This window comes from Flavobacterium akiainvivens (assembly GCF_001278115.1).
GTDB lineage: Bacteria > Bacteroidota > Bacteroidia > Flavobacteriales > Flavobacteriaceae > Flavobacterium > Flavobacterium akiainvivens.
Window position 1 is genome coordinate 3,734,145 of the sequence record NZ_LIYD01000005.1, and the last position, 25,130, is coordinate 3,759,274.

Genomic DNA, 25,130 nt, shown 5'->3' on the forward strand with positions numbered 1-25,130 from the left:
AAAACATTACTATGTTTTCGGGTTATTTTTTTATCTTCGCACACACATTTTAATACCCGTACTATGAGTTTGCAATCACAAATCATGGATGCCATGAAAACGGCCATGAAAGAAAAAGACACCGTAGCGCTTGAGTCGCTCAGGGCTATTAAATCGGCTATTCTTTTAGCCCAGACCGAAAGCGGTGCTAAAGAGGAAATCAGCGCCGAAGAAGAGATAAAGCTGCTGCAAAGGCTGGTAAAACAGCGCAAAGACAGTGCTAACATATACATTGAGCAAAACCGCCAGGACCTTGCTGACCCTGAACTTGCACAGGTTGCCGTAATTGAAAAATTCCTTCCGGCGCAGCTGGGTGAAGAAGAGGTAGAAGTAATAGTGCGCCGCATTATTGCCGAAAACAACTTTAGCGGCATGGCCGATATGGGCAAAGTTATGGGCATAGCCAGCAAAGAACTTGCAGGCCAGGCCGATGGCAAAACCATAAGCACTGTGGTTAAGAAGAGCTTAGCGTAGTTTTGTTTCAGGTTTCAGGTTTCGGTTCCAGGTTACCACTCAAAACGGTAAAACAAACCTGAAACTTTAAACCTGAAACAAAAATTCCGGCTCCATAGTTCAATGGATAGAATATCAGATTCCGGTTCTGACGATTTGGGTTCGAATCCCGATGGGGTCACAAAAGGGCAAATGATTAAGTCATTTGCCCTTATTTATTGTGGAATGTCGCCTTTCTTCTTAATCCCGAAATAATAATATCCTTTTGGGGTGAGGCCATAGAGCCTTTCGTCCACAATTTTTACCGAAAACTCAGCAGGCTTCACACCGCTCAGCTTTTTTAGCCCTCTGCTAATAGTGTTTATAAAGTATACATTATCCTTATTGGCAGCATAATACGTATGGCTTTGGTCAAGGTGGAAATCATCAAAGCAGCCCGGTACCATTTTAAAAGTATCAATGTCTACCAAAGGTTCTTTTACCCCTTTAAAAAACAGGCTGTCTTTATCGCGGGCAATATTTTGCCATATAATGCTAAAGGTATCTGCATCTGCGCCATCAACAAATATGGTAAAAAAGAATACCTGCTGACCAACCCTTACATAGTATTCGTTATACTTCTCAGCCTTGCTGTAATCATAAGGCAACGTTTCCTGATACCAATAATAGTTATTGCCGTCAAAGCCAATACCTTCTTCAGTATCAATTACTTTAAAAGTTTTGGGATTGGCGCCTTCAATTACCGATGGGGTACACATGTAGCTGGTAACATACACCCTGTTCCTGTCTTTAAAATAAAAGGTTTTGTCTTTATAGGCTTCTACAAGCTCAAAAGAGTCATAATCAATTACTTTTTTAAGAGATGTAAACGTTTCTGAGTCATAACGATAGATGCTCTTGTCTACAAGGGTAAAACCGTTTCCAAAATCTTTCATTTAGTTCTTATTTTGGTCTTCATAAGTAGGGCCATATAATCCGGGTACTTTATTGCCGGTAGCACGCAGGTAAACAATCATTTCGCCACGGTGGTGGTAAATATGATTAAAGAGTGTACTGCGCACTACAATATCCCTTGGCATAGGGCCAAGTACCACCTTGTCGGCCACTTTCATGGTCCAATTATCGTTTAGCTGTGTTTCTGTGGCAGATTGCAACGCGGCACGGGCTTTCTCAACATTGCTTTCAAAAGCGCCAGGGTGGCCTTAATATCGTTGGTTGAGCCTCGTTCCAGGCTATCGGCAGCCATATCATAAACATCCTGCGTTAACACGCCCACATACCAGTAATAAATAGTGGCTATATGCTGGGCAAGTTCGCCCATAGTCCATGAAATAGCCGAAGGCTTATAGCCCAGGTCTTTTTCGGGTACTGATTGTAGTAGTTTTCGGGTATTTTCTGTCTCCTGTTCAAATTCCTGAATGAGCGATTGTAAAATCATAGCGCTGGTTTTTTAGTAAAGTTAGCTATGGTCAATTACAATCAAAACATAATTAACCTTTTAAGTGGTTATAAAAGGTTAATTATGTTCAGCTAAAAAATCGTTAAACAGTCCTTAGTACTCCGCCGTCTGCCCTTAAACAAGCTCCGTTAGTTGCGCTTGATAAGGGGCTGGCGAGGTATGTTACAAGATGGGCAATTTCTTCCGGATTGATAAAACGCTGTAACAGCGAGTCAGGGTTTGTATGTGTAATAATACCTTGTTTCATTTGTTCAACATCAATACCCTGTGCTGTTGCTAATGCCTTTATGGTAGCAGCAACCCCTGTTGAGTATGTAGGGCCGCCTAAAATTGTGTTTACAGTAACCTGTGTTCCTCGGGTTAATTTAGAAAGTCCGTTGCTAAGTGCCATCATTGCTGCTTTGGTCATACCGTAATGTATCATGTTACCGGGTACATTAACGCCTGATTCGCTGCTGATAAATAGTATGCGTCCCCACTTCTTCTTAAGCAAACCTGCCATAATATGACGGCTAAGCCTAACGCTGCTCATTACATTAATATCAAATATTTTGTACCAGTCATCATCGTTAATAGCTTCAAAGTCTTTTAGTTCAAATATCCCTACATTATTTATCAGGATGTCTATATCATCAATTTGAGATAAAAGGTTGTTTACTTCATCAATGTTGCTAAAGTCCGCTGCAATTCCTTTTACAACTGACTCCGGAAATTGTTTTTTCAAGGCATCAACGGCGGTGCCGGTTTTATATATATCGCGCCCATTTATAGTTACTTCAGCACCTTCTGCCAGCAGTTGCTGTGCAATTGCATAACCTATTCCTTGTGTTGACCCGCTTATGAAAGCTTTTTTGTGTTCTAAATTCAAATTCATTTTTGTAATGATTAATCCATAATTAATTAAAAAAATTAGCTAAGAATAGCTAATTGTAGTTCTATTTGTTCTGATAAGATATTTTTGTCAGGATACATTCTTCTCAGGCTGTTTAGCCCACACCAAAAAGTTATCAGCTGCCTGCCCAATAACAGTGCAGAAATATTGGTTTTTAATGTTCGGTTTTCCTGCTCATATGCAATACAAGTCACAAACATTTGCTCAACTTCCTTTAAAATTTTGGATGCCTCAGCTTCAAGTTCAGCATCTATAAAGGTCATTTCTACAAGGGTGTTGGCAATAATACACCCTTTTTTATGTTCTGTTTCGGGCTCATTAGCTATGCCCCTAAAGAAGTTTTTTATCAGCTCAACCGGCCTTTCGGTTTCTTCTGTTTGTTTTTTAAATGCCGCAAAGGCATCCCTGCGTTGTTGTATGGATTTGCTGAACACTTCTTTTTTGCCTCCGCGAAAAGTATTATAAAAACTGCCACTGCCACTGCCCGACGCTTCAAGTAAATCAGATAATGAAGTTGCTGTGTATCCCTTTTCCCAAAATACCTTTTGTGCACGGTTAATTATGGTAGTTTCTGCGTGTACTGTGGGGCGGCCTCTGTGTTTCATATTTTTTTGTATTGAGCGATACAAAATTAATATAATTGTCAAAAATAACAAGCACAAGTAAAACTTTTGTTTGTTTTGGGTAAGAGGGCAATTGCATAAAATTGCTAACTTGCTGCATCTCTCCACAGCATGAAAAAACCAGACATTATTGTAGTAGGTGCAGGGGCAGCAGGCCTCATGGCTGCTTACACCCTTGTTAAATCAGGGAAATCTGTAACCGTTCTTGAAGCCCGAAACCGCATTGGCGGGCGCATACACACCGTTACAAATGGTTTTACCAACCCCGTTGAGCTTGGAGCCGAGTTTGTACACGGCAACCTGCCGGTAACCCTCGGCCTGCTTAAAGAAGCCGGGATAGCTACTACAGGGGTTGATTTTGAAATGTGGCAGCACCACAATGGTACTTTTGAGAAAAGCAATGAGTTTATAGAAGGATTTGGTGAGTTTTTGGATAAGCTTAACCGCCTGGAGGAAGATATGCCCATGCAGGTATTTATTGACCAACATTTTTCAGATGAAAAGTACGCCAAAATGCGTAACCAGATTGAAAACTATGTCGCAGGATATGATACGGCAGATATTCATGATGTTTCGGCCTTTGCCCTGCGTAATGAATGGAACCATGAAGATGAAGATGCCCAGCACCGTATTACAGGAGGCTATGGAAAGCTGGTTGACTATCTGGCGAAAGCCATTATCTCAGCCGGGAACAATATATTAACCGATAAAGCGGTTACAGCTATTACCTGGTCTAAGAATGTTGTAAAGGTTAGCACAGCAGATGGATTGATTTATGAAGCTGCAAAAGTAATTATTGCCCTGCCGTTAGGCGTTTTACAGGCTGGTGCTATAACATTTAACCCGCCAATTCCTCATTACACAAAGGCGTTTAATGGAATAGGCTTTGGCTCAATAATAAAAATCCTTTTAGAGTTTGATACCCCTTTTTGGGAAGATAATGCCATAACCGGGCTTACCGGTAAGGGGCTTGGTACAATGGGTTTTTTATTTGCTGATGAAGCTATACCCACATTCTGGACACAGGTACCCAACCGCAGCCCGTTGCTTACCGGTTGGCTGGGCGGCCCGCCTGCTTATGAGCAGAAAGACGCCTCTCCTGAAGCTGTTTTAGAGATAACGCTTACCTCGCTAAGCACTATTTTTAAAATGGATGTGCCTGTTTTAAGAAATAAGCTCGTGGCATGGAATATAACAAACTGGACTGCCGAACCCTTTACCCTTGGCTCGTATGCTTATGATAAAGTAGAGAGTGCCGAGGCCCGAAATGTATTACAACAGCCTATTGAAACACTATATTTTGCAGGTGAATATCTTTATAACGGGCCTGCTATGGGCACTGTTGAGGCGGCGCTTACCAGCGGTAAAAACGTTGCCGCATACGTTTTGGATAATAACTAAAAATCAGCACAAGCCTGTTATTCCTCATTTTAAGGCATTGTTATTAGATGGTAAAACACAAATACCCCTCTAATATTTCAAAAATGTCCCCCCTTAAATACGGCTAAAAATATGTTAATTTGCAATTGGCTCATTTCACTACAACGTTTAAGAGGCCTCTATAATCAATTATTATGCTAAAAAAAATCTGTTTTACACTGCTTGCCGTGCACGGAATGTTTGCACAGCAAAACGAATGGGAAAACCCAACCATTCTTGACCGCAATAAGCTTGACGGCCATGCAGAGTTTATAATCTACAATTCAGTCGAGGCTGCTACTGCACAAAAACCGGAGGCATCGCAATATTACAAGAGCCTAAACGGCCAATGGAAATTCAACATTGTAAAACACCCGTCTCAAAGGCCGCATGATTTTTACTCGGCTAACATTAACGATACACAGTGGAAAGACATTCCCGTGCCCTCAAACTGGGAAATGCAGGGCTTTGATATTCCTATTTATACCAATATAACCTATCCGCACCCTAAAAACCCGCCATTTATAGATGGCGATTACAACCCAGTGGGCAGCTACCGCAAAACCTTTACCGTGCCCAATAACTGGCAGGGCAGGGAGGTAATACTGCACTTTGGGTCGATAACCGGTTATGCCCGCATTTTTCTTAACGGGAAAGAAGTGGGTATGACAAAGGCCAGCAAAACCGCCGCTGAGTTTGATGTTACAAAATTCCTGCAAAAGGGCAACAACCTGCTTGCAGTTCAGGTAACCCGCTGGCACGACGGCAGCTATATGGAAGACCAGGACTTTTGGCGCCTTAGCGGCATAGAGCGCGATGTTTGGTTACAGGCACTGCCCGGCCTTGCCGTATGGGATTATGAAATTACATCTAACCTTGCCGATAATTATGCTACCGGGCTTTTTAATGCCAAGGTAGACCTTATCCGTTATAACAATTTGAGTGTAAAAGGCACCACACCACTTACGTTTACCTTGTTCGACCCGTCAGGAAAACAGGTATATACTGAAACTAAAACCATCAATCCTAAAGATGAAAAACTGGAGTTTGCCACTACGTTTACTTCAGTACAAAAATGGAGCCCTGAAATGCCCAACCTGTACCGTTATACCATTTCCTGGAAAGGCGAAAAGAACGAAACGGATTTCATATCAGGCTATACAGGCTTCAGGCGTGTAGAGATTAAAGATGCGCAACTTATGGTAAACGGCAAGCCCGTTATGGTTAGCGGGGTTAACATACACGAGCACGACCCTATAAACGGCCATGTACCCAACCGCGAGCTGATGATGAAAGACCTTGCCCTGATGAAGCAAAACAACATCAACACCATAAGGATGTGCCACTACCCTCACGACCCTTATTTTTATGACCTGTGCGATAAATACGGCTTCCTTGTGGTAGATGAGGCCAATATAGAAACCCACGGCATGGGCGTGTCATACAACCATGACCTTGATAAAAGCAAGCACCCGGCTTACCTTCCTGAATGGGCGCCTGCACACATGGATCGCATAGAGCGCATGGTAGCCATTAATAAAAACCACCCGAGCATCATTATATGGAGTATGGGTAATGAGTGCGGCAACGGGCAGGTGTTTCACGATGCTTACAACTGGCTTAAAAAAGTACAGCCACTACGCCCTGTTATGTTTGAGCAGGCGGGCGAAGATGTAAATACTGATATTGTAGCGCCCATGTACCCAAGCATTCAGTACATGAAAGAATATGCCGCCAGCAACAAAACAAGGCCGTTTATTATGTGCGAATACAGCCATGCTATGGGCAATAGTAATGGCAACTTTCAGGAGTATTATGATATTATGGCCACAAGCCCCAAAATGCAGGGCGGCTGCATTTGGGACTGGGTAGACCAGGGCATGACCACCCACGATAAAAATGGGGTAGAATACCTGGCCTATGGCGGCGACCTTGGTGGTGAAAACCTGCAAAACGATGAAAACTTCTGTGCAAACGGGTTGATTAACGCCAACAGGATTCCGCATCCGGGGTTGTTTGAGGTTAAAAAAGTGTACCAGGATATTGCTTTCGGGTTTGATAATAATACCCTTACAGTGAAGAACCTGTACCATGACACCGGGCTTGATGCGTTCAAATTCAAATGGGTACTTATCCGCAATGGTGAGAAATACCGCGAGGGCGAGTTTACCGCTAACACGGTTCCCGGCAGGGAAACCAAAGTGCCGTTAACGCTTGATATTACAGATGATGCCGAATATTACCTAAGTGTATATGCCCTTACCAAAACGGCTACCGACCTGGTACCGGCCGGTTTTGAGCAGGCGCGTGAAGAGTTTAAAGTAGGTGGTAACTATTTTGCCAACCTTCCGGAAGCTGAAAAAGGAAAGCTAAACTACAAGAAAAAAGGCAACACCCTTACGTTTGAAGCTAACGGCGTTACCGGAAGCTTTGACCTTGCCAAAGGCGAACTGACAAGCTATAAAAAGAAAGGCGATACGCAGGAAACACTTACCGGTTTCCCAACGCCATACTTTTGGCGTGCCCCAACCGATAATGATTTTGGTGCCAAAGACCAGGAAAAGCTGGCCGTTTGGAAAAACGCGCACCTTAACCCAACCGTACAAAGCGTAAATGTGGGCAAAAAGACCGATGCAGGGCTTCCGGTTGAAGTGAAATACATGCTTAAAGAGGCCAATGTGCCATATACAGTTACGTACCTTATACAAAACAATGGCGATATTGCTATAACGGCTTCTATAGACAAAACCGGCAAAGAACTGCCTGAACTGCCGCGTTTTGGTATGCGTGTAACACTGCCGGGCGCTTATGGAGATTTGGAATACTACGGCCGTGGCCCGTGGGAAAACTATTCAGACCGTAACCACTCATCATTCATGGGTATTTATAAAGACAAGGTAGCCAACCAGTTTACCTGGACGTACATCCGCCCGCAGGAAAATGGTAACAAGACCGATGCCCGCTGGATAAAACTAAGCAACGGTAGTAGCAAACTTACTGTTAGCGGTGCACAGCCTTTGAGTTTCAGTGCACTTAACGTGAGTACCGAAAGCCTTGACCCGGGCCTTAAGAAAAACCAGCGCCACACAAACGATGTGCATCCTGAAGATAGGGTGTACCTTATGATAGACATGGCGCAGCGCGGCGTGGGTGGCGATAACAGTTGGGGTGCACTGCCACACGAGCCTTACAGACTTACGGCTCCTGTTTATACCTACACTTATACGTTAAGCCTTAACTAATATCCATGAAGATTTTTAAATATGCTGCCACATTTGTAGCGGCACAATGTGCCTTTGCGCAACAAGCCCCGGAGGCCGTGCCCGAAAAAGACCTTAACGCCTACCTGTTTGTATACTTTACCGGTAACGACGTGAAAGATGAAACCGTGCATTATGGTGTTAGTGCTAATGGGTACAACTACTATGCACTTAATAACAACCAGCCGGTGCTGGACAGCAAGAAGATTGCCTCAACCGGCGGCGTGCGCGACCCGCATATTTTGCGAGGGCAGGACGGCAAAACGTTTTACATGGTGTGTACCGATATGACTTCCTCAAAAGGGTGGGACAGCAACCGCGCCATGGTGCTGCTTAAAAGTACCGACCTGGTAAACTGGACCAGCAGCGTAGTGAACATACAAACGGCTTTCCCAAATAACGAAAACCTGAAACGCGTATGGGCTCCCCAGACCATTTATGACGCAAAGGCCGGTAAGTACATGGTTTACTTTAGCCTGCAACATGGTAACGAACCCGATAAGATTTATTACGCCTATGCCAATAAAGACTTCACAGCCCTTGAAAGCGCACCTAAGCAACTGTTCTTCCCTAAAAACGGAAAGGCCTGTATAGACGGCGATATCATTGAAAAAGATGGTTTATACCACCTGTTCTATAAGACTGAAACCGAAACTCCCGGTATAAAAGTGGCCACCACACAGGATTTAACTTCGGGTAAGTGGAAGGAGTTTCCGGAGTATTTGCAGCAAACCACCGATGCAGTAGAGGGCGCAGGCGTGTTTAAACTGAACCATACCGAAGACTATATCCTTATGTATGATGTATACACCAAAGGCCGCTACCAGTTTACTAAGAGTACCTGCCTGGAGCATTTTAAGGCCATTGACAACGAGGTTACAATGGACTTCCATCCGCGCCACGGTACGGTATTGCCCATTACCCGAGGCGAGCTGAAAGCATTATTTGCCAAGTGGGGAAGGCCGGCAAACTACCCGGAACTGAACAACAACCCCGCGCTTGAAGGTTTTTATGCCGACCCCGAAATTTTGTACAGCAACAAAACAGGCAAGTACTACATTTACCCAACAAGCGATGGTTTTGACGGGTGGAGCGGCTATTATTTCAAAACGTTTTCATCAGATAACCTTGTAGACTGGAAGGATGAGGGCATCATTATCGACCTGAAGAAAGACGTTACCTGGGCCAACCGCAATGCCTGGGCACCGTGTATTGTTGAGAAGAAAATAAAGGGTAAGTACAAGTATTTCTACTACTTTACGGCGGCACAAAAAATAGGCGTGGCTGTGGCCGATGACCCGGCAGGGCCGTTTAAAGACAGCGGCAAAGCGCTTGTTGCCGAAAGGCCGCAGGGCGTAAACGGTGGCCAGGAAATTGACCCCGATGTGTTTACCGACCCTAAAACAGGCAAAAGCTACCTGTACTGGGGCAACGGCTATATGGCGGTAGCCGAGCTGAACGAAGATATGGTTTCGTTAAAGGCTAATACTACAAAAGTTATTGCGGTTGACGATACCTTCCGCGAGGGGACGTATATTATTTACCGCAACGGCACCTACTACTTTTTATGGAGCGAAGACGATACCCGCAGCCCTAATTACAAAGTAAGGTATGGCACGGCTAAGTCGCCACTTGGGCCTATCAGCATCCCGAAAGACAATATTGTAATACAGGCTAACAAAGAGCTGGGTATTTATGCTACAGGCCATAATTCGGTAGTGCAGGTACCCGGAAAAGACGAGTGGTATATTGTGTACCACCGCTTTCCATACCCTAATGGGCAGGATATGGGCGATGCCGCCGGCTTCCATCGTGAGGTGTGTATAGACAGGCTGCAATTTGATAAAAACGGCAATATTATAACCGTAGTGTCCACGCTAAAAGGTATAGCGCCTGTAGTTAAAAAATAAACAGTTCGTATTTAAAGCAGGGAGTAAATAAATAGTGTGAAAAAATACTCTGGTATTTTTGAGTTTATGTTATGTTTGTAGGCAGAATGCTTTATTATGAAACTTAGGGGCTTTTTATTTTTAGTATTGGTGCAGGCTTTATTTTTTAAGGCTGCTGCACAGGATTTTCAGTTAAAGCATTTTGACATAAATAACGGGCTTTCTAACAGCTCTGTGGTAAGTATCCTTCAGGATAAAGAGGGCTTTTTATGGTTTGGTACTTATGACGGCCTTAACCGTTTTGACGGCTATAATTTTAAAGTATACCGCAATACCATTGGCGACAGCACATCTTTGGTATCTAATGCCGTCTATGCAATTACCGAAGACAGCAACAACTACCTGTGGAATGGTGGTGCAAGGGGTGCCTGCCGCCTTAATCGTGCTACCGATGCCTTTGAAAGGGTATTTTACACACCATATAACAAACCTTCCCAAAAACTGACGGTTAGTAATGAGGTACACCAGCTAAAAACCGTTAAAGGCGGTGTGGTTATGGCAACCAAAGATTTAGGTATTCTGTATTACAAAGGTGCCGAAGTTGTTGCAAAACAGGTTCCGTTATTACTAAACGGCGCTAAAATATATGACTATGATGCCGTTGCGGTAGAGTATATGCCGCAGCAAAATATATGTTGGGTGGCAGTGCGCAACCACGGCGTGTGCAGGTTAGACCTGGCTAATATGAGCCTTACGCTGCATTATCCTTTAGACCAGCGCATTTACAGCCTGCTGTACGATAAAACAAAGAATACATTGTGGCTGGGTACAGGTTCAGGTGCTTATGAGCTTGATTTTAAAAACCGTAGCCTTAGCGATAATAAAATGGAGGGCAGGCACACGGTGCTCAGCATCCTTCGCGATGAGCGTGGTGTTATCTGGATGGCTACCGATGGGCACGGCCTGTACACGCTGCCTAAAGGCAATAACAAGGCAACCCCCTATATACAGTCAGGACAGAAGTTTTTAAGCAAGAGCAACTCATTTGTATGTATTTATGAAGACCAGCAGGATAACCTGTGGTTTGGTACACTAAGGGCGGGTATTAATCTTTTGGGGCACGACCCGCAACGCTTTACACACATACAGCCCGATGGCGACCCCGAAACCCCATCGCCGGAAAATTTTATTCTTTCATTTTGCGAGGGAGATGATTATGGGGTTTGGGTAGGTACAGATGGGGCCGGGCTTAAATACTGGGACAGGGTTAACAACACGTTTAAAGAGTATACCGATAAAAACAGTGGGCTTTCCGGCAATTTTATAACCGGTATAGCGCGCGGTAACGATAATGATTTATGGATATCTACCTGGTATGGCGATGTTAACCGCCTTGATGTAAAAACCGGCACTATAAGGCATTATGACTGCTATAATCCTTACACAAAACAGCTTGAAAAAAACACATGGCTTGTTTTTAAAGATAAGGATAATAATATATGGGTTAGCGCCACAAATGAGGGGACTTTGTATCTTTTTAACGAAGATAAACAGGCCTTCGAGGTTTTTAATAAAGACATCCGTAACCTGCAGAGCCTTACACAAACAAAAGACGGCAAACTTTGGGGAGGCAACTACAGCGCGCTCTACAGCATTGATATTAATAAGAAAACATTCCAAAAATATGAGCTGGGTTACCCTGTTAGGGCAGTAAAACAGGATAGCAGTGGCCAGCTTTGGGTGGGCACACAGGAGGGCGGGTTATTGCAGTTTGATACCCAAACCGGCAAGTATAAGCGTTACACCACGGTAGACGGCCTCCCCGGAAATGCAGTGCTTAGAATACTTGAAGATAAGAAAGGCAACCTCTGGATAAGCACGTACAACGGCCTTTCAAGGTTTGACAAGAAAAAAGCGTTCAGGAATTTTTCATTGTCAGACGGGCTGCAAAGCAACCAGTTTAGCTTTAATGCGGCTTTGTTACTGTCATCGGGCGAAATGCTTTTTGGCGGTATTAACGGGTTTAACATCTTCAGGCCGGAAGCCATAGTAAACTCAAGCCATATAGAAAATGTGCGCCTTAGCGGTATGTGGCTTAACAGCAGACCGTTGAATGGTACAAGCCCGTTTGTAGATGCTGATTCGCAAAATAAAACCATAAGTCATTTAAAGCTGCCGTATGGGCAAACAGCACTGTCGTTTGATTTTGTATCGCTGGATTACCTGCACCCCGATAAAATTAAATATGCCTACATGCTTGAAGGATGGGACGACCACTGGGTGTATACCGATAACCAGCGCAAGGCAAACTACAACCACATAGCCGAAGGCGATTACACCTTTAAGGTTAAAACCCTGAATGCCGATGGCACGTGGGATGCCCCGGTAACGCTGGCAACCGTAACCGTTTCGCCGCCGTGGTACCGTGCCTGGTGGGCTTATGTGCTGTATGGGCTTTCGGTTATTGGGATAATAATTGGCTGGGTGCGCTACAACCGCTACAAGATAGAAATGGCCCACAAAGTAGAGCTGGCACAGCTTGAGCGCAGGCAGGAAAAGCAAATGGCCGAGCGCCAGGTAGAAATGTTTACCTACATAACCCATGAGTTCCGCACGCCGCTGTCGCTAATTATAAATCCGTTACGCCAGGCGAGTAAAAAAATACGTACCGAAGACGAAGGGCTAAACAAAGAACTTGGTGTGGCGCACCGCAATGCCCGCAGGCTGCTGAGCCTGGTAGACCAGCTGTTGCTGTTCCGCAAGGCAGAGAGCGATGCCGACGAGCTTGCTGTAACCCCAATTGACGTTAAGCACCTGTGCAAAGAGGTGTACGAATGTTTTGTAAACCTGGCAGCACAGCAGGGTATTGATTTTGTTTTAGATATGCCCGAAAGCCCGGTTGAAATTTTCGGCGATTATGAGAAGATAGAAATAGCACTGTTTAATATTGCGTCGAATGCATTTAAATACACACCTCCAAAAGGCAGGATTGTATTAAAAGTGAGCGATGAACCTACTAATGTTACCATAAGCATAAGCGATAACGGCTCTGGCATTTCAAAAGAAGACCAGCCGCATATATTCAGTAAATTCAGGCGTGCAGGCAGCAAGATAGGGGGTAAGAGTGGTTTTGGCGTAGGCCTGTTTATAACCCGTTATTTTGTTGAGAAACATCAGGCAAGTATTGATTGCGAGAGCGAAAAAGGTAAAGGCACAAACTTTACACTCAGCTTCCTGAAAGGGCATGCGCATTTTGCACACCTTCCGGTAAACGCCATTACGCCTAAAAAGTCAGAGCTTGTTGAAGAGCTTATTGGCGAAGATAACTTTGACGCTGAAACGGCAGAAGACAAGGCAGTTATTGAAAAAGAAATACTTACCGAAAAGAAATCGGTATTGATTGTGGAGGATAATGCCGAAATGCGCGATTACCTGCATGGGCTTTTTGCAGCATCGAGCATTGTATACACGGCAGATAATGGTATAGATGGTTTTGCCCTTGCCCAAAAGCACAATCCGGATATTATCATCAGCGATATTTCTATGGATGGTATGGACGGGCTTGAGCTTTGTAAAAAGATTAAAACCAGTAAAGAGTTGGGCCACCTGCCGGTAATATTACTTACTGCTACCTCTAACCAGGAAATACAGCTTAGGGGTATTAGCGAAGGAGCAGACGATTTTATAACCAAACCCTTTAACAGCGATATACTTATTGCTAAGGTAGAGAGGCTGCTTAAAAGCCGTAGCAACCTTAAAAATTACTTTCTTGATAATATTACCCTTAAAGATAACGGCAGCAAAGTGCCGGCAGAGTATAAAGAGTTTTTAAATAAGTGCATAGAAATTATAGAGGCTAACTTTGGCAACCCTGATTTCAGCCTTAAGTTTTTTGCGCTTGAGATGGGTATGAGCCACCGCAGCCTTTATGACAAGATAAAACAAATATCAGGGCAAACGCTTAATGCCTTTATACGTTCGGTTAAATTGCGAAGGGCGGCACTGCTTATGCTTACCGAAAACAAGAATATTGCACAGATAAGCTCTCAGGTGGGGTTTGAAGACCAGCGCTATTTCAGGGAGCAGTTTGTAAAGCTTTTTGGCATGACACCGTCAGAATACATTAAGCGCTACAAGAACAATTTCAATAAAGAACTCAACGTGATAAAAGATGCATAACATTATCCTGCTGCGGCAGGATTTTTTTTAACATATAATCTTAGTGATTTGAATGGATGTCTAAATAATCATATTCAAAATTTTTAGGTGTAAAAATTACACATTTAGCCGGTTTTACAAATTTACCCACCTTATTTTTCAACTTCAACCCCCTTCAGTTTGCTTTTTACCCCGTTATTTTGCATTCATAATCCGGTTACTATAACGTTTTAGAAAGCGTTTTTAGCAAACAGGCTTTAACATTTGTGTAAAAGATTTTAGTATTAATTAACCAAACCGAACAAACCTCTTATGAGGCAAAACTTAACCCTTAATTTATGAGAAACATTACTTCTAAAAACGGTGGCAGGTGGCGGCTGCTATTGTGCACCAGCCTTTTGTTTAGCGGCGGGGGTGCATTTGCAGCACCATTAGTTACAGCTACAAGTACAGTTACACCTGTGCAAACAATTGTAATGGGTACTGTAAAATCGGCAGAAGATAACATGCCGGTACCGGGAATTACCGTAATGATAAAAGGTACTAATACCGTTGCCGTTACAGATATAGATGGTTCATACCAGATAAATGTAGACGGGCCTGATGCAGTATTAGTATTTACAGGTATTGGCTTTGCCACACAGGAAATTGTGGTGGGCAGCCAGTCTACCATAGATGTTACCCTTGCCGCAGACGCCGAGAGCCTTGAAGAGGTAGTGGTAGTGGGCTACGGTACCAAGAAGAAAGCAACCGTTACAGGTTCGATATCTGAAATTGACGGTAAGGCAATTGTAAAAAGCCCTGCCGTAAACGTGTCTAACGGCTTTGCGGGCCGCGTAAGTGGTGTAATAGCCAGTAACAGGGCCGGTGAGCCGGGTTATGACGATTCGAGCATATCTATCAGGGGCCTTGCCACTACAGGTAATAATGACGTGCTTATAGTGGTAGACGGTGTTCCGGGGCAAATTGGTGGCCTTAACAGGCTTAACCCCCGCGAAATTGAAAGTATAACCGTGCTTAAAGATGCTTCGGCAGCTATTTATGGTAGCCGTGCTGCAAACGGTGTTATACTTGTAACCACCAAGAAAGGTAAAAAAGGCGAAAGGCTAACGGTAAACTACTCGTTTGATCAGGGCTTTTCATCGCCTACAAGGCTGCCTGATATGGCCGATGCTGCAACTTATGCAGAAATTACAAACGAGATTAACCCGGGCACGTATACTGCACAGGATATAGAACTGTTCCGCAATGGTACAGACCCTATTATGCACCCTAATACCGACTGGGCTAAGGCTACACTACGCGATTACTCGCTACAGTCTCAGCACAACCTGAGCCTTCAGGGCGGTAGCGAAAACACAAATTACTTCCTTTCGCTTGGTAAAGTATCTCAGGAAGGGCTTTACAAAAACAGCGCTGCCAGCTATGACCAGTATAACGTAAGGACAAACTTTGATGCTAACATAGGCAGCAGGCTAAAAGTAGGTATAAGCCTTAACGGCCGTAAAGAAGACAGGATGTTTCCGGTAACCGGTGCAGGTGGCATTTTCAGGGCTATATACCGTGCTTATCCTACCGTTGCGGCATTTTATCCTAACGGATTGCCTACAAGCGGTATTGAAAACGGTAACCCTGCGTTGCTTGCTACCAGCATAGGCGGTACTAACGAAAACCCTGCTTATGTGGTTAACGGAATCCTAAGGGGTAGTTTTGATATCGGTGCAGGCTTCTCTGTAGACGGTTTCTTTTCAGCCGATATCAGTGAGGCACGTTCTAAAAGCTTTAGCACACCTTACACGGTATATACTTACAACCAAACTACACAAAATTATGACCCTCGTGTGGTGGGTGGTGGTGCTAACCAAAAAGGCGACCTTAACGAGTCGCAAACCAGCCAGTCTCTGGAAGTATCTAACATTAAGCTTAACTTTAAAGAAAAGTTTGGTGCCCATAACATTGATGCGTTTATTGGCTATGAGCAAAGCGAGAACAAATACCACACTTTTAATGCAAGAAAGATAAACTTCCCTACCACAACAACACCGGAACTTGGCCAGGGTGGTGCAGCTGCAACCGATGCTACAAACGGTGGTTACTCTTCAAACTTTACAAGGCAGAGTTACATAAGCCGTATAGCGTATGACTATGCACAAAAATACCTGTTAGAATTCCAGGCCAGGGTAGACGGCTCTTCTAACTTCCCAAGTGGTAACCGTTTTGGTTTCTTTACTTCGGTATCAGGTGGTTACAGGATTTCAGAAGAAGAATGGTTTAAAAACAGCGTAGGCTTTTTTGACGACCTTAAATTCCGCGCTTCTTATGGTGAACTGGGTAATGACAACATTGGTAACTTCCAGTATTTTGATAACTACTCGTTTAACAACCGTTATGTAATAGGCAACACTGTTACATCGGGTATAGACCTTATAAAACTTGCAAACCCTAACATTACATGGGAGGTTTCAAAAAAGACAGACCTTGCTATTAACGCTAAATTCCTGAAAGGATTTACTTTTGAAGGTATTTATTTCCAGCAGAACAGGAGTGACATCCTTGCGCCAAGAAATGCATCAGTACCGGGCAGTACCGGTATTGTTAACCCTTATGGTTCAGATCCGCTTGTTCCGGCAGAAAACATTGGTAAGGTAAAAAGCCATGGTTATGAAGTAACTTTAGGTTATGACCACCAGGGCGAAGAGTTTAGCTGGGGTGTATCGGGTAACTTTACCTATGCTAAAAACAAAGTTATATTTATTGATGAGGCACCGGGCTTACTTGATTACCAAAGCCAGACCGGCCACCCTATGAATACCTACCTGCTGTATAACGCAATTGGTATTTTCCGTAGCGAGGCAGACCTTGCCGCTTATCCGCATGTAACAGGTGCAACCGTGGGCGACCTTATTTATGAAGACTATAACAACGACGGCCAGATAACGGCTGATGACATGGTGCGCAGCAAGTATGGCAACATACCGCAAATGACTTTTGGCCTTGTGGCCGATGTTAGCTACAAAAACTTCGACCTTTCAGTTGTGCTTTCAGGCCAGGCGCAGGTAAGCCAGTATGTATTGCCGGAATCAGGCACGGTAGGTAACTATTACAGCAGCTGGGCAGATAACCGCTGGACACCTTCTAACCCGGATGCAAGCTACCCGAAAGTAAGCGACCGTTCATCGTCTGCAATAAGCGGTGGCCAGTACAGGAACAACTTCTGGTTAAACGATGCGTCTTTTGTAAGGCTTAAAAACATACAGGTTGGCTACACGGTTCCGTCAAGCTTCCTTGAAGAGTATGGCATAAGCAACTTTAGGGTATATGCCAGTGCCTTTAACCTGTTTACCATAAGCAAGGTAAAAGATTATGATCCGGAGGGCAACAATGAGAGCGCCCAGTTCTATCCGCAGCAAAAGATTATCAACCTTGGCTTTAATGTTCAATTCTAAAAAAAACGCAATGAAAAAACCAGTTATACTAACTTATATGGCATTGGCCCTTGCAGGCAGCTCGATGCTTACAAGCTGTAACGATGATTATCTTGATATAACACCTACTGACCGTGTTTCGGATGCAGCTATACTTTCAGATTCAATTTTGTTTGAAGCTTATGTAACCAACCGTTACATGGGGGTACGCCTTACCAATAAAGAGGGCGACTCTAACCAGCCGGGCTTTGGCCGTGGTTTTGAGTACGGCCTTTGGGCATCGCTAACCGATGAGTCTATTTATAACAATGATGATAATACATGGATTATACAGCAGGGTGGCCTTTCGCCGGAAAACCTGGGTATAGCCGGAACGTTTTGGGCGCGCAGCTACCGCAGCATCCGCGAAATAAACTATGCACTGGCAAACATAGAGCAGGTTGGTATGAGCCAAAGCCGCACCAACCGCCTTATTGCAGAGCTGAGGTTTATACGTGCTTTCCGTTACCATGACCTTATCCGTAACTATGGAGAGGTAGTGCTTATGGGCGACCGCGTGCCGCAACTGGGGGAAGATTTTACAGACCCGTCTTTCTTTGACCGCAGGCCTATTGCCGAAGCTATGGAATATGTAGTAAGCGAGCTTGATGCTGCCGCTGCCGTATTGCCTACAGGTGCAATTAACGGCTATGGCGAAGGCCGTGCCACTAAAGGTGCTGCACTGGCGCTAAAAGCAAGGCTATTGCTATATGCAGCAAGTCCGCTATATAACGGCGGCAGTAACGACACCCAGAAATGGGCACAGGCTGCTGCTGCTGCAAAAGCCGTAATGGATATGGGAACATACCAGCTGCACCCTGATTATGCCGAAACATTTATTACACAAGGCAGTAACTCAGAGTATATTTTTGCAAGGTTCTACAACCTTGGTGCAAGGCACTATGCGCTTGAAATTGCACACGGCCCTAACGGCTATGGCGGATGGGGTGGCAACGTGCCGCTTCAAAACCTGGTAGACGATTATGAAATGGCCGATGGTTCTGAGTTCAGCTGGAACAACCCTGCGCAGGCAGCAGCGCCTTATACAGGCCGCGACCCGCGTTTTTATGCCACTGTGCTTTATAACGGTGCACCATACCGCGACAGGGAAGTACAAACCTTCAGGTCGTACAACACAACCGAAATGCCGGGTGGCCTTGACAGCCCACAGGGCCCTGATAACTGGAACAGCAGCAAGACGGGTTACTACCTGCGCAAGTTTATGCGCGAAGACCTGCCTATCATTAACCCATGGGATGTGGCCGGTGTACAAAACTGGATCTACTTCCGCTATGGCGAAGTACTGCTAAACTATGCCGAAGCGCAAAACGAAGCAGCGGGCCCAGACCAAACCGTATATGATGCAATTAACGCCATAAGGGAGCGTGCCGGTATGCCTGTCCTTCCGGCAGGATTATCGCAAAGCCAGATGCGCGACCGCATTCGTCATGAGCGCAGGATTGAGCTTGCTTTTGAAGAGCACCGCTTTTATGATGTGCGCCGCTGGATGATTGCAAATGATGTTGAAAACCAGGCAGCAGAGGGTATTAACATCCTTAAAAATGCCGATGGCAGCCTTACTTACACTATTATAACTGCCCTTGCCGGTAAAAGCTTCCAGGAAAAACACTACTGGCTGCCAATACCAAGGACAGAGATACAGGCATCTAACAACCAGCTTCAGCAAAATCCTAATTACTAATCAGGTATGAAGAAGATTTTTATAAGCCTTTTTTCACTAACCCTGCTGTGTGCCTGCGATGATGATGCAGATACTAAGGATGCTTATGTAGACGTACCTGAAATGCTTGCGGCAACAGATAACCTTACCGGTGTTACCTCAAACTTTAAAGGGGTTAACTGGGCAGACCAAAGGGATAACTTTGTAGATACCTGGATTATACTATCGGGCCTTGAAGTTACTGATGATGAAGTAGCTGTTGAATCTAAAACAGATAACATACTGAACGCTTTCCATGCAAACGGCATCAACACGGTGCGTTTGCCTATAAACCCTGCAACGGTATTACAAAACTGGTGGCCAAAACATTCATTGGCCATCAGTAAATCTGCCGCTAAGGGCATGAAAACCATTGTGGCATACTGGGAAGGCGCTTCATCTAAAGATGGTAAGGTAGATAACGAAACCGCCTTCTGGATGATGTGGGACAGGGTTGTGGCCAAGTACATTGGCAACCAGAATGTGTATTTTGAAATATTCAACGAGCCACACGGTTACAGTGGTACCGACCTTAAAAACCTGTACCAGGAGTGGCTGGAGCATTACCCGGAAGTGCCTAAACACCGCATATTGCTTGACGGTACCGGTTATGCAACCGGTGTAAATGAAATAGGCGATGACGCCCGTTTTGATGGCTGCCTGCTGTCGTTTCACTACTACACCTGGTTTACAGGAGGGCATGAAACCACTGCCGACTGGGAACGCCCGGTGCTTAACCTGGCCTACCCGGAGCGTACTGTAATGACCGAGTTTGGCTGCCCTATGACAAATGGTAAAAACTTTACCGATGCCCCGGGCTATGATATGGAAGAGAATTATCTTCAGGGTATTACAGCGCAGCTTCGTGAAAGGGGTATAGGTAGTGTGTACTGGCCGGGTATCCGTACAGACGATACTTACAGTATGTTTAACCTGTCTAACGGTGCTGTTACGGTTAATAACACATCAGGCCTTGAGCGCCTTAAATATGGCTGGGGCGAAGGTACAGATGTGCACTTTTATGGTGCATTTACCGGAGACTTCTACAAAATAGTAAACCGCAACAGCGGTAAAGCTGTAGATGTGAGTGGTGGCTCTACCGATAACGGCGGCAACATCATTCAATGGGATTACTCAGGTGGTAACAACCAGCAGTGGGCGTTTAACAGCCAGGGTAGTGGCTATTATGCTGTAATTAACAGAAATAGTAGCAAAGCCCTTGACGTAAATGGCGCTTCTAACGATGGTGGCGCTCCTATTATCCAGTGGGATTATTCAGGTGGCAACAACCAGCAATGGCAGGTAGAAAGTGTTGGTTTTGGTTATTACACAATCATAAACAAAAACAGCAGCCAGTCGCTTGATGTTAACGGTGGCGCTACCTGGAATGGCGGCGACATTATACAGTGGTACTGGAACAACGGCAACAACCAGCAATGGATTATTGCCGCGCCATAAACATAAATACAAATTCCCTTACATAAAGAAAATGAAGAAAGTTTTGTTTGTACTAAGTGCCCTTACAGCACTTTACGCAACACCCGGCCAGGCTCAGACCGGCTTTGGCCAGGCAGGAAAAATTAACGATGGCTGGAAGTTTACGCTAAAAGACAGTGTGGGCTACCAGGTGCCATCTGTAAGCGATGCCAAATGGAAAACCGTAAACCTGCCGCACGACTGGAGCGTGAAAGGCCAGTTGAGCCCTACACTTGCCAGTGCCACGGGCTACCTGCCGGGTGGTATCGGCTGGTACCGCAAGCAGCTTAATGTTCCTGCCGATAAAAAAGGAGAAAAAGTGTACCTGTACTTTGAAGGCGTTTACAACCGCAGCGAAGTGTTTATCAACGGGCATTCGCTGGGTAAAAGGCCTAACGGGTATGTATCATTTGCTTATGATGCCACACAGTACATAAACTATGGTGGCAATAATACCATAGCTGTGCGTGTAGACCACAGCCAGAGTGCCGACTCCCGCTGGTATACCGGTTCGGGCATTTACCGCGATGTGTATGTGGTGTATGCGAACCCCGTGCATATTGCACAATGGGGCACGTATGCCTATCCGGAAGTTAAAGGTTCAACAGGCAACCTTAATACCGAGGTTGAGGTAGAAAACACCCTGAGCCAGAACGCCACACTTAGCGTATTGCAGGAACTGGTAGATGCTAATGGTAAAGTGGTGGCTAAAAACACCCAAAGCCTTAAAGTTTCGGCTAACAGCAAAGCTACAGCCAAGGCAAAGCTATCGGTTAAAAATGCCCTGCTTTGGGATACAAACAATCCGCACCTGTATACACTTAAGGTTACGGTAAGCCAAAACGGCAAAACCATAGACCAAAGCAGCTTTAAAACGGGTTTCCGTACATTTACGTTTGATGCCAACAAGGGTTTTGCCCTTAACGGTAAGTGGACGAAAATGAAGGGTGTATGCCTGCACCATGATGCAGGTGTGCTGGGTTCGGTAGTACCGCGCGAGGTGTGGAAAGACAGGCTTTTAACCCTTAAGAGTATAGGTGTTAATGCTGTAAGGACCAGCCATAATCCTCAGGCCCCGGTTTTTTATGAACTGTGTGACGAACTGGGTTTACTGGTGCTTAATGAGGCATATGACGAGTGGGAATATCCTAAGCGTAAATGGATTGAAGGCTGGAACGTGGGTACACCGGGTTTTCAGGGTTCATTTGATATTTTTGCCGACTGGAGCGAAAAAGACCTTGAAGACATGGTGCGCCGCGACAGGAACCATACATCGGTTTTTGCATGGAGTATAGGTAATGAGGTTGATTATCCTAACGACCCTTATTCGCACCCGGTGCTTGACGGCAGTAAAGACGGCTTCTCTCAGGCGCAGTATGGCGGCTATAAAAAAGATGCTCCTAATGCCGAAAGGCTTGGCGCTATTGCCGAAAGGCTTGCAGCTACTGTAAAGCGTTTTGATAAATCACGCCCTGTTACAGCCGGCCTTGCCGGTGTAGCCATGAGTAACGAAACCGGTTATCCGGGAGCGCTTGATATTGCGGGTTATAACTATACCGAAAGCAAGTATGGTACAGACCACGCCAAGTATCCTAAACGTGTTATTTACGGTAGCGAAAACCGCCATGATATAGAAGCCTGGCTTGCTGTTAAAAATAATGAACACATTTTTGGTCAGTTCCTGTGGACAGGTATTGACTACCTTGGCGAATCAGGCCGCTGGCCGTCAAGGGGCTTTTATTCCGGCCTTGTAGATTTCTCAGGCAATATTAAGCCAAGGGGGTATTTCCGCAAGGCGCTTTGGGATGACAAGCCTACCATTTATGCAGGTACTTATATAAACTATGGCCGCCGCAACGAGCTAAGCATGGATGCATGGCCGGTATGGAATTATGAAAAAGGCCAAACGGTAAGGGTTGTGGCTTATATGAATACGCCTTCGGCTAAGCTGTACCTTAACGGCAAGCAGGTAGGCGAGGAGAAGCAGTATGACAATAAAACCGGTATTGTATACTGGGATGTGCCTTATGAAGCCGGTAAGCTTGAAGTAGCCGGTTTTGACAAAGGCAAAGAAACGGCACGTTACACTATTACATCATCTGCCCGTCCATACAAACTGGTAGCTAAGGCATCTGCATCTGCAATAAATAAAGATAAAGGTGTTGTGGAAATCAGGCTTGAGGTTCAGGATGAAAATGGTGTTCCTGTAATGATTTCAGATAACGAGGTTACCTGTAAAGTATCAGGCCCGGCTACGCTTTTAGGCCTTGAAGCCGGTAATAACGAAGACATGACCGATTATACTGATAATGTGCACCGCGCACACCATGGTAAAATACTTGCATACGTTCAGGCAAATGGAGAAGCAGGCGAGGCAACTATAAGCTTTACCAGCCCATGGCTTGAGCCAACACAGGTAAAAATACAGTTACAATAACTTCATAAAGTTAGAGATTTGGGTTTTTTTACGCAAAACCTGCCGGTTGGGCCCGGCAGGTTTTTTTTATGGTAAAAAGTTAGAAACCTTCTTTAACCTCAAACTGCATTAGCTGTTTTGTAATGGGGTGTACAAACTCCAGATAGGCAGCGTGCAGGTACAGCCTTTCGGCAGAAGTGCCATACAGGTCGTCTCCTACTATGGGGGCGTTTAACCCCATTTCGTGTGCAGCGTGCATACGCAATTGGTGTGTGCGCCCGGTAAGCGGCCAAAAGTGTATTTTGGTTGTGCCATTAATATGTTCAATGGCTTTCCATTTAGTAAGGGCTTTTTTGCCATATTCAAAGCATACTACCTGCCTGGGGCGGTCGTCAAGGTCAACGCGCAGGGGCAGGTTTATTTCGCCTTCTCCCTCAACAATTTTGCTTAATAGCGCCGTGTAGCGTTTGGTTACGGCGCGTTTCAAAAACTGGCGCTGTATGTCTTTGTGGGCTTCCTTGGTTTTAGCCACCACTAACAGCCCCGAAGTAGCCATGTCAAGCCGGTGAATGATAAGCGGTTCAATATCTTTAAACGCAAATTTAAGGCGTGTATAAACCGAGTCTGATATATTAATACCGGGTACCGATAGCAGGTCGTTTGGCTTGTTTACCACTACAAAGTAATCGTCTTCATAAATAATATCAAGCTCTTTGCCTTCGCCCGGGTTTATAAGTAGTGGGTCGTCATCAAGTGTAATACCTTGCAGCATGTGTGCCAGTATGGGCTTGCATTTTCCGGTACAGGCCGGGTAAAACTGCCCGTGCAGGCGAATTTCAGATTTTGGCGAGGCACCCCACCAAAACTCAGCCATAGCAAGGGGGATAAGGTTGTTCAGGAAAGCATACTGCAACAGTTTGGGTGTAGCACATTCGCCGGCAGCAGAAGGCGGGCGGCCAAACACCGTTTCGCTAAAAATAGCGTGCAGGCTTTTGGTTTGCCCGGATTGGTTCAGGAACGAATACTGCTCAAACAACTGCTGCTGCAATGCGTTAGATTTTTCTTTGCGTTCCTGTTTTAGCTGCTCAACCCTATTATCAAAATGCGCCATATTAGTATGCAGGGTGTTTAGTTTATCTTCCCAGTCTTTGTATAGTACGTTAAAGCGGTGTTTGTCGTGCAGGCTGTGCTTAATCATCAGGGCCTCAAAAGTGGCATAATCAGCTTCTGAGAGTATTTCTTTTTGTTCCTGGCGTTGTTTTTTACGGTCCTGCTTGTTGGTTTTCAGGTATTTCTTAAAGTCGTTTATCTCTTTTTCCGACTGTTTGGCTAACTGCTCATATTCTGCCTTTAAGGCGATGTATTTGTCGTCTGACTCTATATCCTTAACCTGTTGGTTAATGTCGTTAAGTATGTACTGTTCCTTTAGGAAAAAGCTGTCTTCCACCAGCATATCAAACACCGGCGGCACAAACATAGGGTGATGGTTAGAATCGGCCAGCTTGCCCGAAAAGGCACACAGGTAGCCCGTTTTACCCTGGTTATCCTGTACTATTAATACACCAAACATCTTGCCTATGGCCAGTCCTTCGGCATCTTTATCAAGGCCAAAATTATGGTCAAAGCCGGTTTGGGTTTCCAGGTAATGTTTCAGCTTACCGGCTGCAACAACGCTTAGCGGGTGCGGCTCGTAGTAAAACGGAAAGGTAAACTTTTCCGGCAGGGCTATGCCTGTACGTTCATCATCGGTAAAATATATAACCCTGTCTGCCATTGTAATGTGCTCAAATTTTGTGCAAAAGTAAGCTAAAGGGTTTAAAGCGGGTTTTTCTGCGAAATAAAAATAACCGATACCCGTTAGC

15 protein-coding genes and 1 tRNA gene are annotated in these 25,130 nt (G+C 44.9%); 10 read left to right on the forward strand and 6 right to left on the reverse strand.

Features of this window, described 5'->3' with window-relative positions; all coding sequences use genetic code 11:
• Positions 1-63 precede the first annotated feature (63 nt).
• Together AM279_RS16795 and AM279_RS16800 are read left to right on the forward strand one after the other, a co-directional pair.
• Entirely contained in the window at positions 64-513 is a 450-nt protein-coding gene (locus AM279_RS16795; RefSeq protein ID WP_054409178.1) for a GatB/YqeY domain-containing protein, read from the forward strand.
• A gap of 88 nt (positions 514-601) precedes the next feature.
• Positions 602-673: transfer RNA gene (locus AM279_RS16800), tRNA-Arg, on the forward strand.
• A 34-nt stretch (positions 674-707) separates the two neighbouring features.
• Here the strand turns inward: AM279_RS16800 and AM279_RS16805 are convergent.
• The 5 genes from AM279_RS16805 to AM279_RS16820 form a co-directional block, all read right to left on the reverse strand.
• On the reverse strand, positions 708-1,427 hold the full coding sequence (locus AM279_RS16805) for a DKNYY domain-containing protein (protein WP_054409179.1): 720 nt from the start codon (positions 1,425-1,427) through the stop codon (positions 708-710).
• The gene (locus AM279_RS20980) at positions 1,428-1,604 is read right to left on the reverse strand and encodes a DinB family protein (RefSeq protein WP_262494136.1); all 177 of its coding nucleotides are present in this window, start codon (positions 1,602-1,604) and stop codon (positions 1,428-1,430) included.
• Between the two features lie 14 nt (positions 1,605-1,618).
• Positions 1,619-1,930, reverse strand: a complete 312-nt coding sequence (locus AM279_RS20985) for a DinB family protein (RefSeq protein ID WP_201782554.1) — start codon at positions 1,928-1,930, stop codon at positions 1,619-1,621.
• A gap of 103 nt (positions 1,931-2,033) precedes the next feature.
• Positions 2,034-2,825 (reverse strand): SDR family NAD(P)-dependent oxidoreductase, encoded by a 792-nt coding sequence (locus AM279_RS16815; protein ID WP_054409180.1) that lies wholly within the window; start codon positions 2,823-2,825, stop codon positions 2,034-2,036.
• Between the two features lie 35 nt (positions 2,826-2,860).
• Positions 2,861-3,448, reverse strand: a complete 588-nt coding sequence (locus AM279_RS16820; RefSeq protein ID WP_054409182.1) for a TetR/AcrR family transcriptional regulator — start codon at positions 3,446-3,448, stop codon at positions 2,861-2,863.
• A 129-nt stretch (positions 3,449-3,577) separates the two neighbouring features.
• Between AM279_RS16820 and AM279_RS16825 the strand changes: the two genes are divergently transcribed.
• The 8 genes from AM279_RS16825 to AM279_RS16860 all read left to right on the forward strand — a co-directional run bounded on the left by AM279_RS16825 (position 3,578) and on the right by AM279_RS16860 (position 23,289).
• Entirely contained in the window at positions 3,578-4,867 is a 1,290-nt protein-coding gene (locus AM279_RS16825) for a flavin monoamine oxidase family protein (protein ID WP_054409184.1), read from the forward strand.
• A 173-nt stretch (positions 4,868-5,040) separates the two neighbouring features.
• Positions 5,041-8,127, forward strand: a complete 3,087-nt coding sequence (locus AM279_RS16830) for a glycoside hydrolase family 2 TIM barrel-domain containing protein (protein ID WP_054409186.1) — start codon at positions 5,041-5,043, stop codon at positions 8,125-8,127.
• A 5-nt stretch (positions 8,128-8,132) separates the two neighbouring features.
• Positions 8,133-10,055: a family 43 glycosylhydrolase gene (locus AM279_RS16835; protein ID WP_054409187.1), complete on the forward strand. Its 1,923-nt coding sequence runs from the start codon at positions 8,133-8,135 to the stop codon at positions 10,053-10,055.
• 96 nt (positions 10,056-10,151) lie between these two features.
• Positions 10,152-14,213 carry a hybrid sensor histidine kinase/response regulator transcription factor gene (locus AM279_RS16840; protein ID WP_054409189.1) on the forward strand — a complete coding sequence of 1,354 codons (4,062 nt, stop codon included), beginning with the start codon at positions 10,152-10,154 and terminating at the stop codon, positions 14,211-14,213.
• 317 nt (positions 14,214-14,530) lie between these two features.
• Positions 14,531-17,638, forward strand: a complete 3,108-nt coding sequence (locus AM279_RS16845; RefSeq protein WP_054409190.1) for a SusC/RagA family TonB-linked outer membrane protein — start codon at positions 14,531-14,533, stop codon at positions 17,636-17,638.
• 10 nt (positions 17,639-17,648) lie between these two features.
• Positions 17,649-19,358 carry a RagB/SusD family nutrient uptake outer membrane protein gene (locus AM279_RS16850; protein ID WP_054410382.1) on the forward strand — a complete coding sequence of 570 codons (1,710 nt, stop codon included), beginning with the start codon at positions 17,649-17,651 and terminating at the stop codon, positions 19,356-19,358.
• 6 nt (positions 19,359-19,364) lie between these two features.
• A complete protein-coding gene (locus tag AM279_RS16855) occupies positions 19,365-20,834 on the forward strand; it encodes an RICIN domain-containing protein (protein ID WP_054409192.1) in 1,470 nt (489 codons plus the stop codon).
• 31 nt (positions 20,835-20,865) lie between these two features.
• The gene (locus AM279_RS16860; RefSeq protein WP_054409193.1) at positions 20,866-23,289 is read left to right on the forward strand and encodes a sugar-binding domain-containing protein; all 2,424 of its coding nucleotides are present in this window, start codon (positions 20,866-20,868) and stop codon (positions 23,287-23,289) included.
• A 79-nt stretch (positions 23,290-23,368) separates the two neighbouring features.
• On the opposite strand, the gene AM279_RS16865 is transcribed toward AM279_RS16860, so the two are convergent.
• Positions 23,369-25,042, reverse strand: coding sequence for an RluA family pseudouridine synthase (locus AM279_RS16865; protein WP_054409195.1), 1,674 nt, complete (start codon positions 25,040-25,042; stop codon positions 23,369-23,371).
• Between the last annotated feature and the right edge of the window lie 88 nt (positions 25,043-25,130).

What these genes read in the sequence shown, in the direction of transcription:
- AM279_RS16805 (WP_054409179.1), bottom strand. Translation starts at nt 1,427, where the DNA reads ATGAAAGATTTTGGAAACGGTTTTACCCTTGTAGACAAGAGCATCTAT.
- AM279_RS20980 (WP_262494136.1), bottom strand. Translation starts at nt 1,604, where the DNA reads ATGAAAGTGGCCGACAAGGTGGTACTTGGCCCTATGCCAAGGGATATT.
- AM279_RS16845 (WP_054409190.1), top strand. Translation starts at nt 14,531, where the DNA reads ATGAGAAACATTACTTCTAAAAACGGTGGCAGGTGGCGGCTGCTATTG.
- AM279_RS16825 (WP_054409184.1), top strand. Translation starts at nt 3,578, where the DNA reads ATGAAAAAACCAGACATTATTGTAGTAGGTGCAGGGGCAGCAGGCCTC.
- AM279_RS16850 (WP_054410382.1), top strand. Translation starts at nt 17,649, where the DNA reads ATGAAAAAACCAGTTATACTAACTTATATGGCATTGGCCCTTGCAGGC.
- AM279_RS16860 (WP_054409193.1), top strand. Translation starts at nt 20,866, where the DNA reads ATGAAGAAAGTTTTGTTTGTACTAAGTGCCCTTACAGCACTTTACGCA.
- AM279_RS16830 (WP_054409186.1), top strand. Translation starts at nt 5,041, where the DNA reads ATGCTAAAAAAAATCTGTTTTACACTGCTTGCCGTGCACGGAATGTTT.
- AM279_RS16855 (WP_054409192.1), top strand. Translation starts at nt 19,365, where the DNA reads ATGAAGAAGATTTTTATAAGCCTTTTTTCACTAACCCTGCTGTGTGCC.
- AM279_RS16835 (WP_054409187.1), top strand. Translation starts at nt 8,133, where the DNA reads ATGAAGATTTTTAAATATGCTGCCACATTTGTAGCGGCACAATGTGCC.
- AM279_RS16840 (WP_054409189.1), top strand. Translation starts at nt 10,152, where the DNA reads ATGAAACTTAGGGGCTTTTTATTTTTAGTATTGGTGCAGGCTTTATTT.
- AM279_RS16865 (WP_054409195.1), bottom strand. Translation starts at nt 25,042, where the DNA reads ATGGCAGACAGGGTTATATATTTTACCGATGATGAACGTACAGGCATA.
- AM279_RS20985 (WP_201782554.1), bottom strand. Translation starts at nt 1,930, where the DNA reads ATGATTTTACAATCGCTCATTCAGGAATTTGAACAGGAGACAGAAAAT.
- AM279_RS16820 (WP_054409182.1), bottom strand. Translation starts at nt 3,448, where the DNA reads ATGAAACACAGAGGCCGCCCCACAGTACACGCAGAAACTACCATAATT.
- AM279_RS16795 (WP_054409178.1), top strand. Translation starts at nt 64, where the DNA reads ATGAGTTTGCAATCACAAATCATGGATGCCATGAAAACGGCCATGAAA.
- AM279_RS16815 (WP_054409180.1), bottom strand. Translation starts at nt 2,825, where the DNA reads ATGAATTTGAATTTAGAACACAAAAAAGCTTTCATAAGCGGGTCAACA.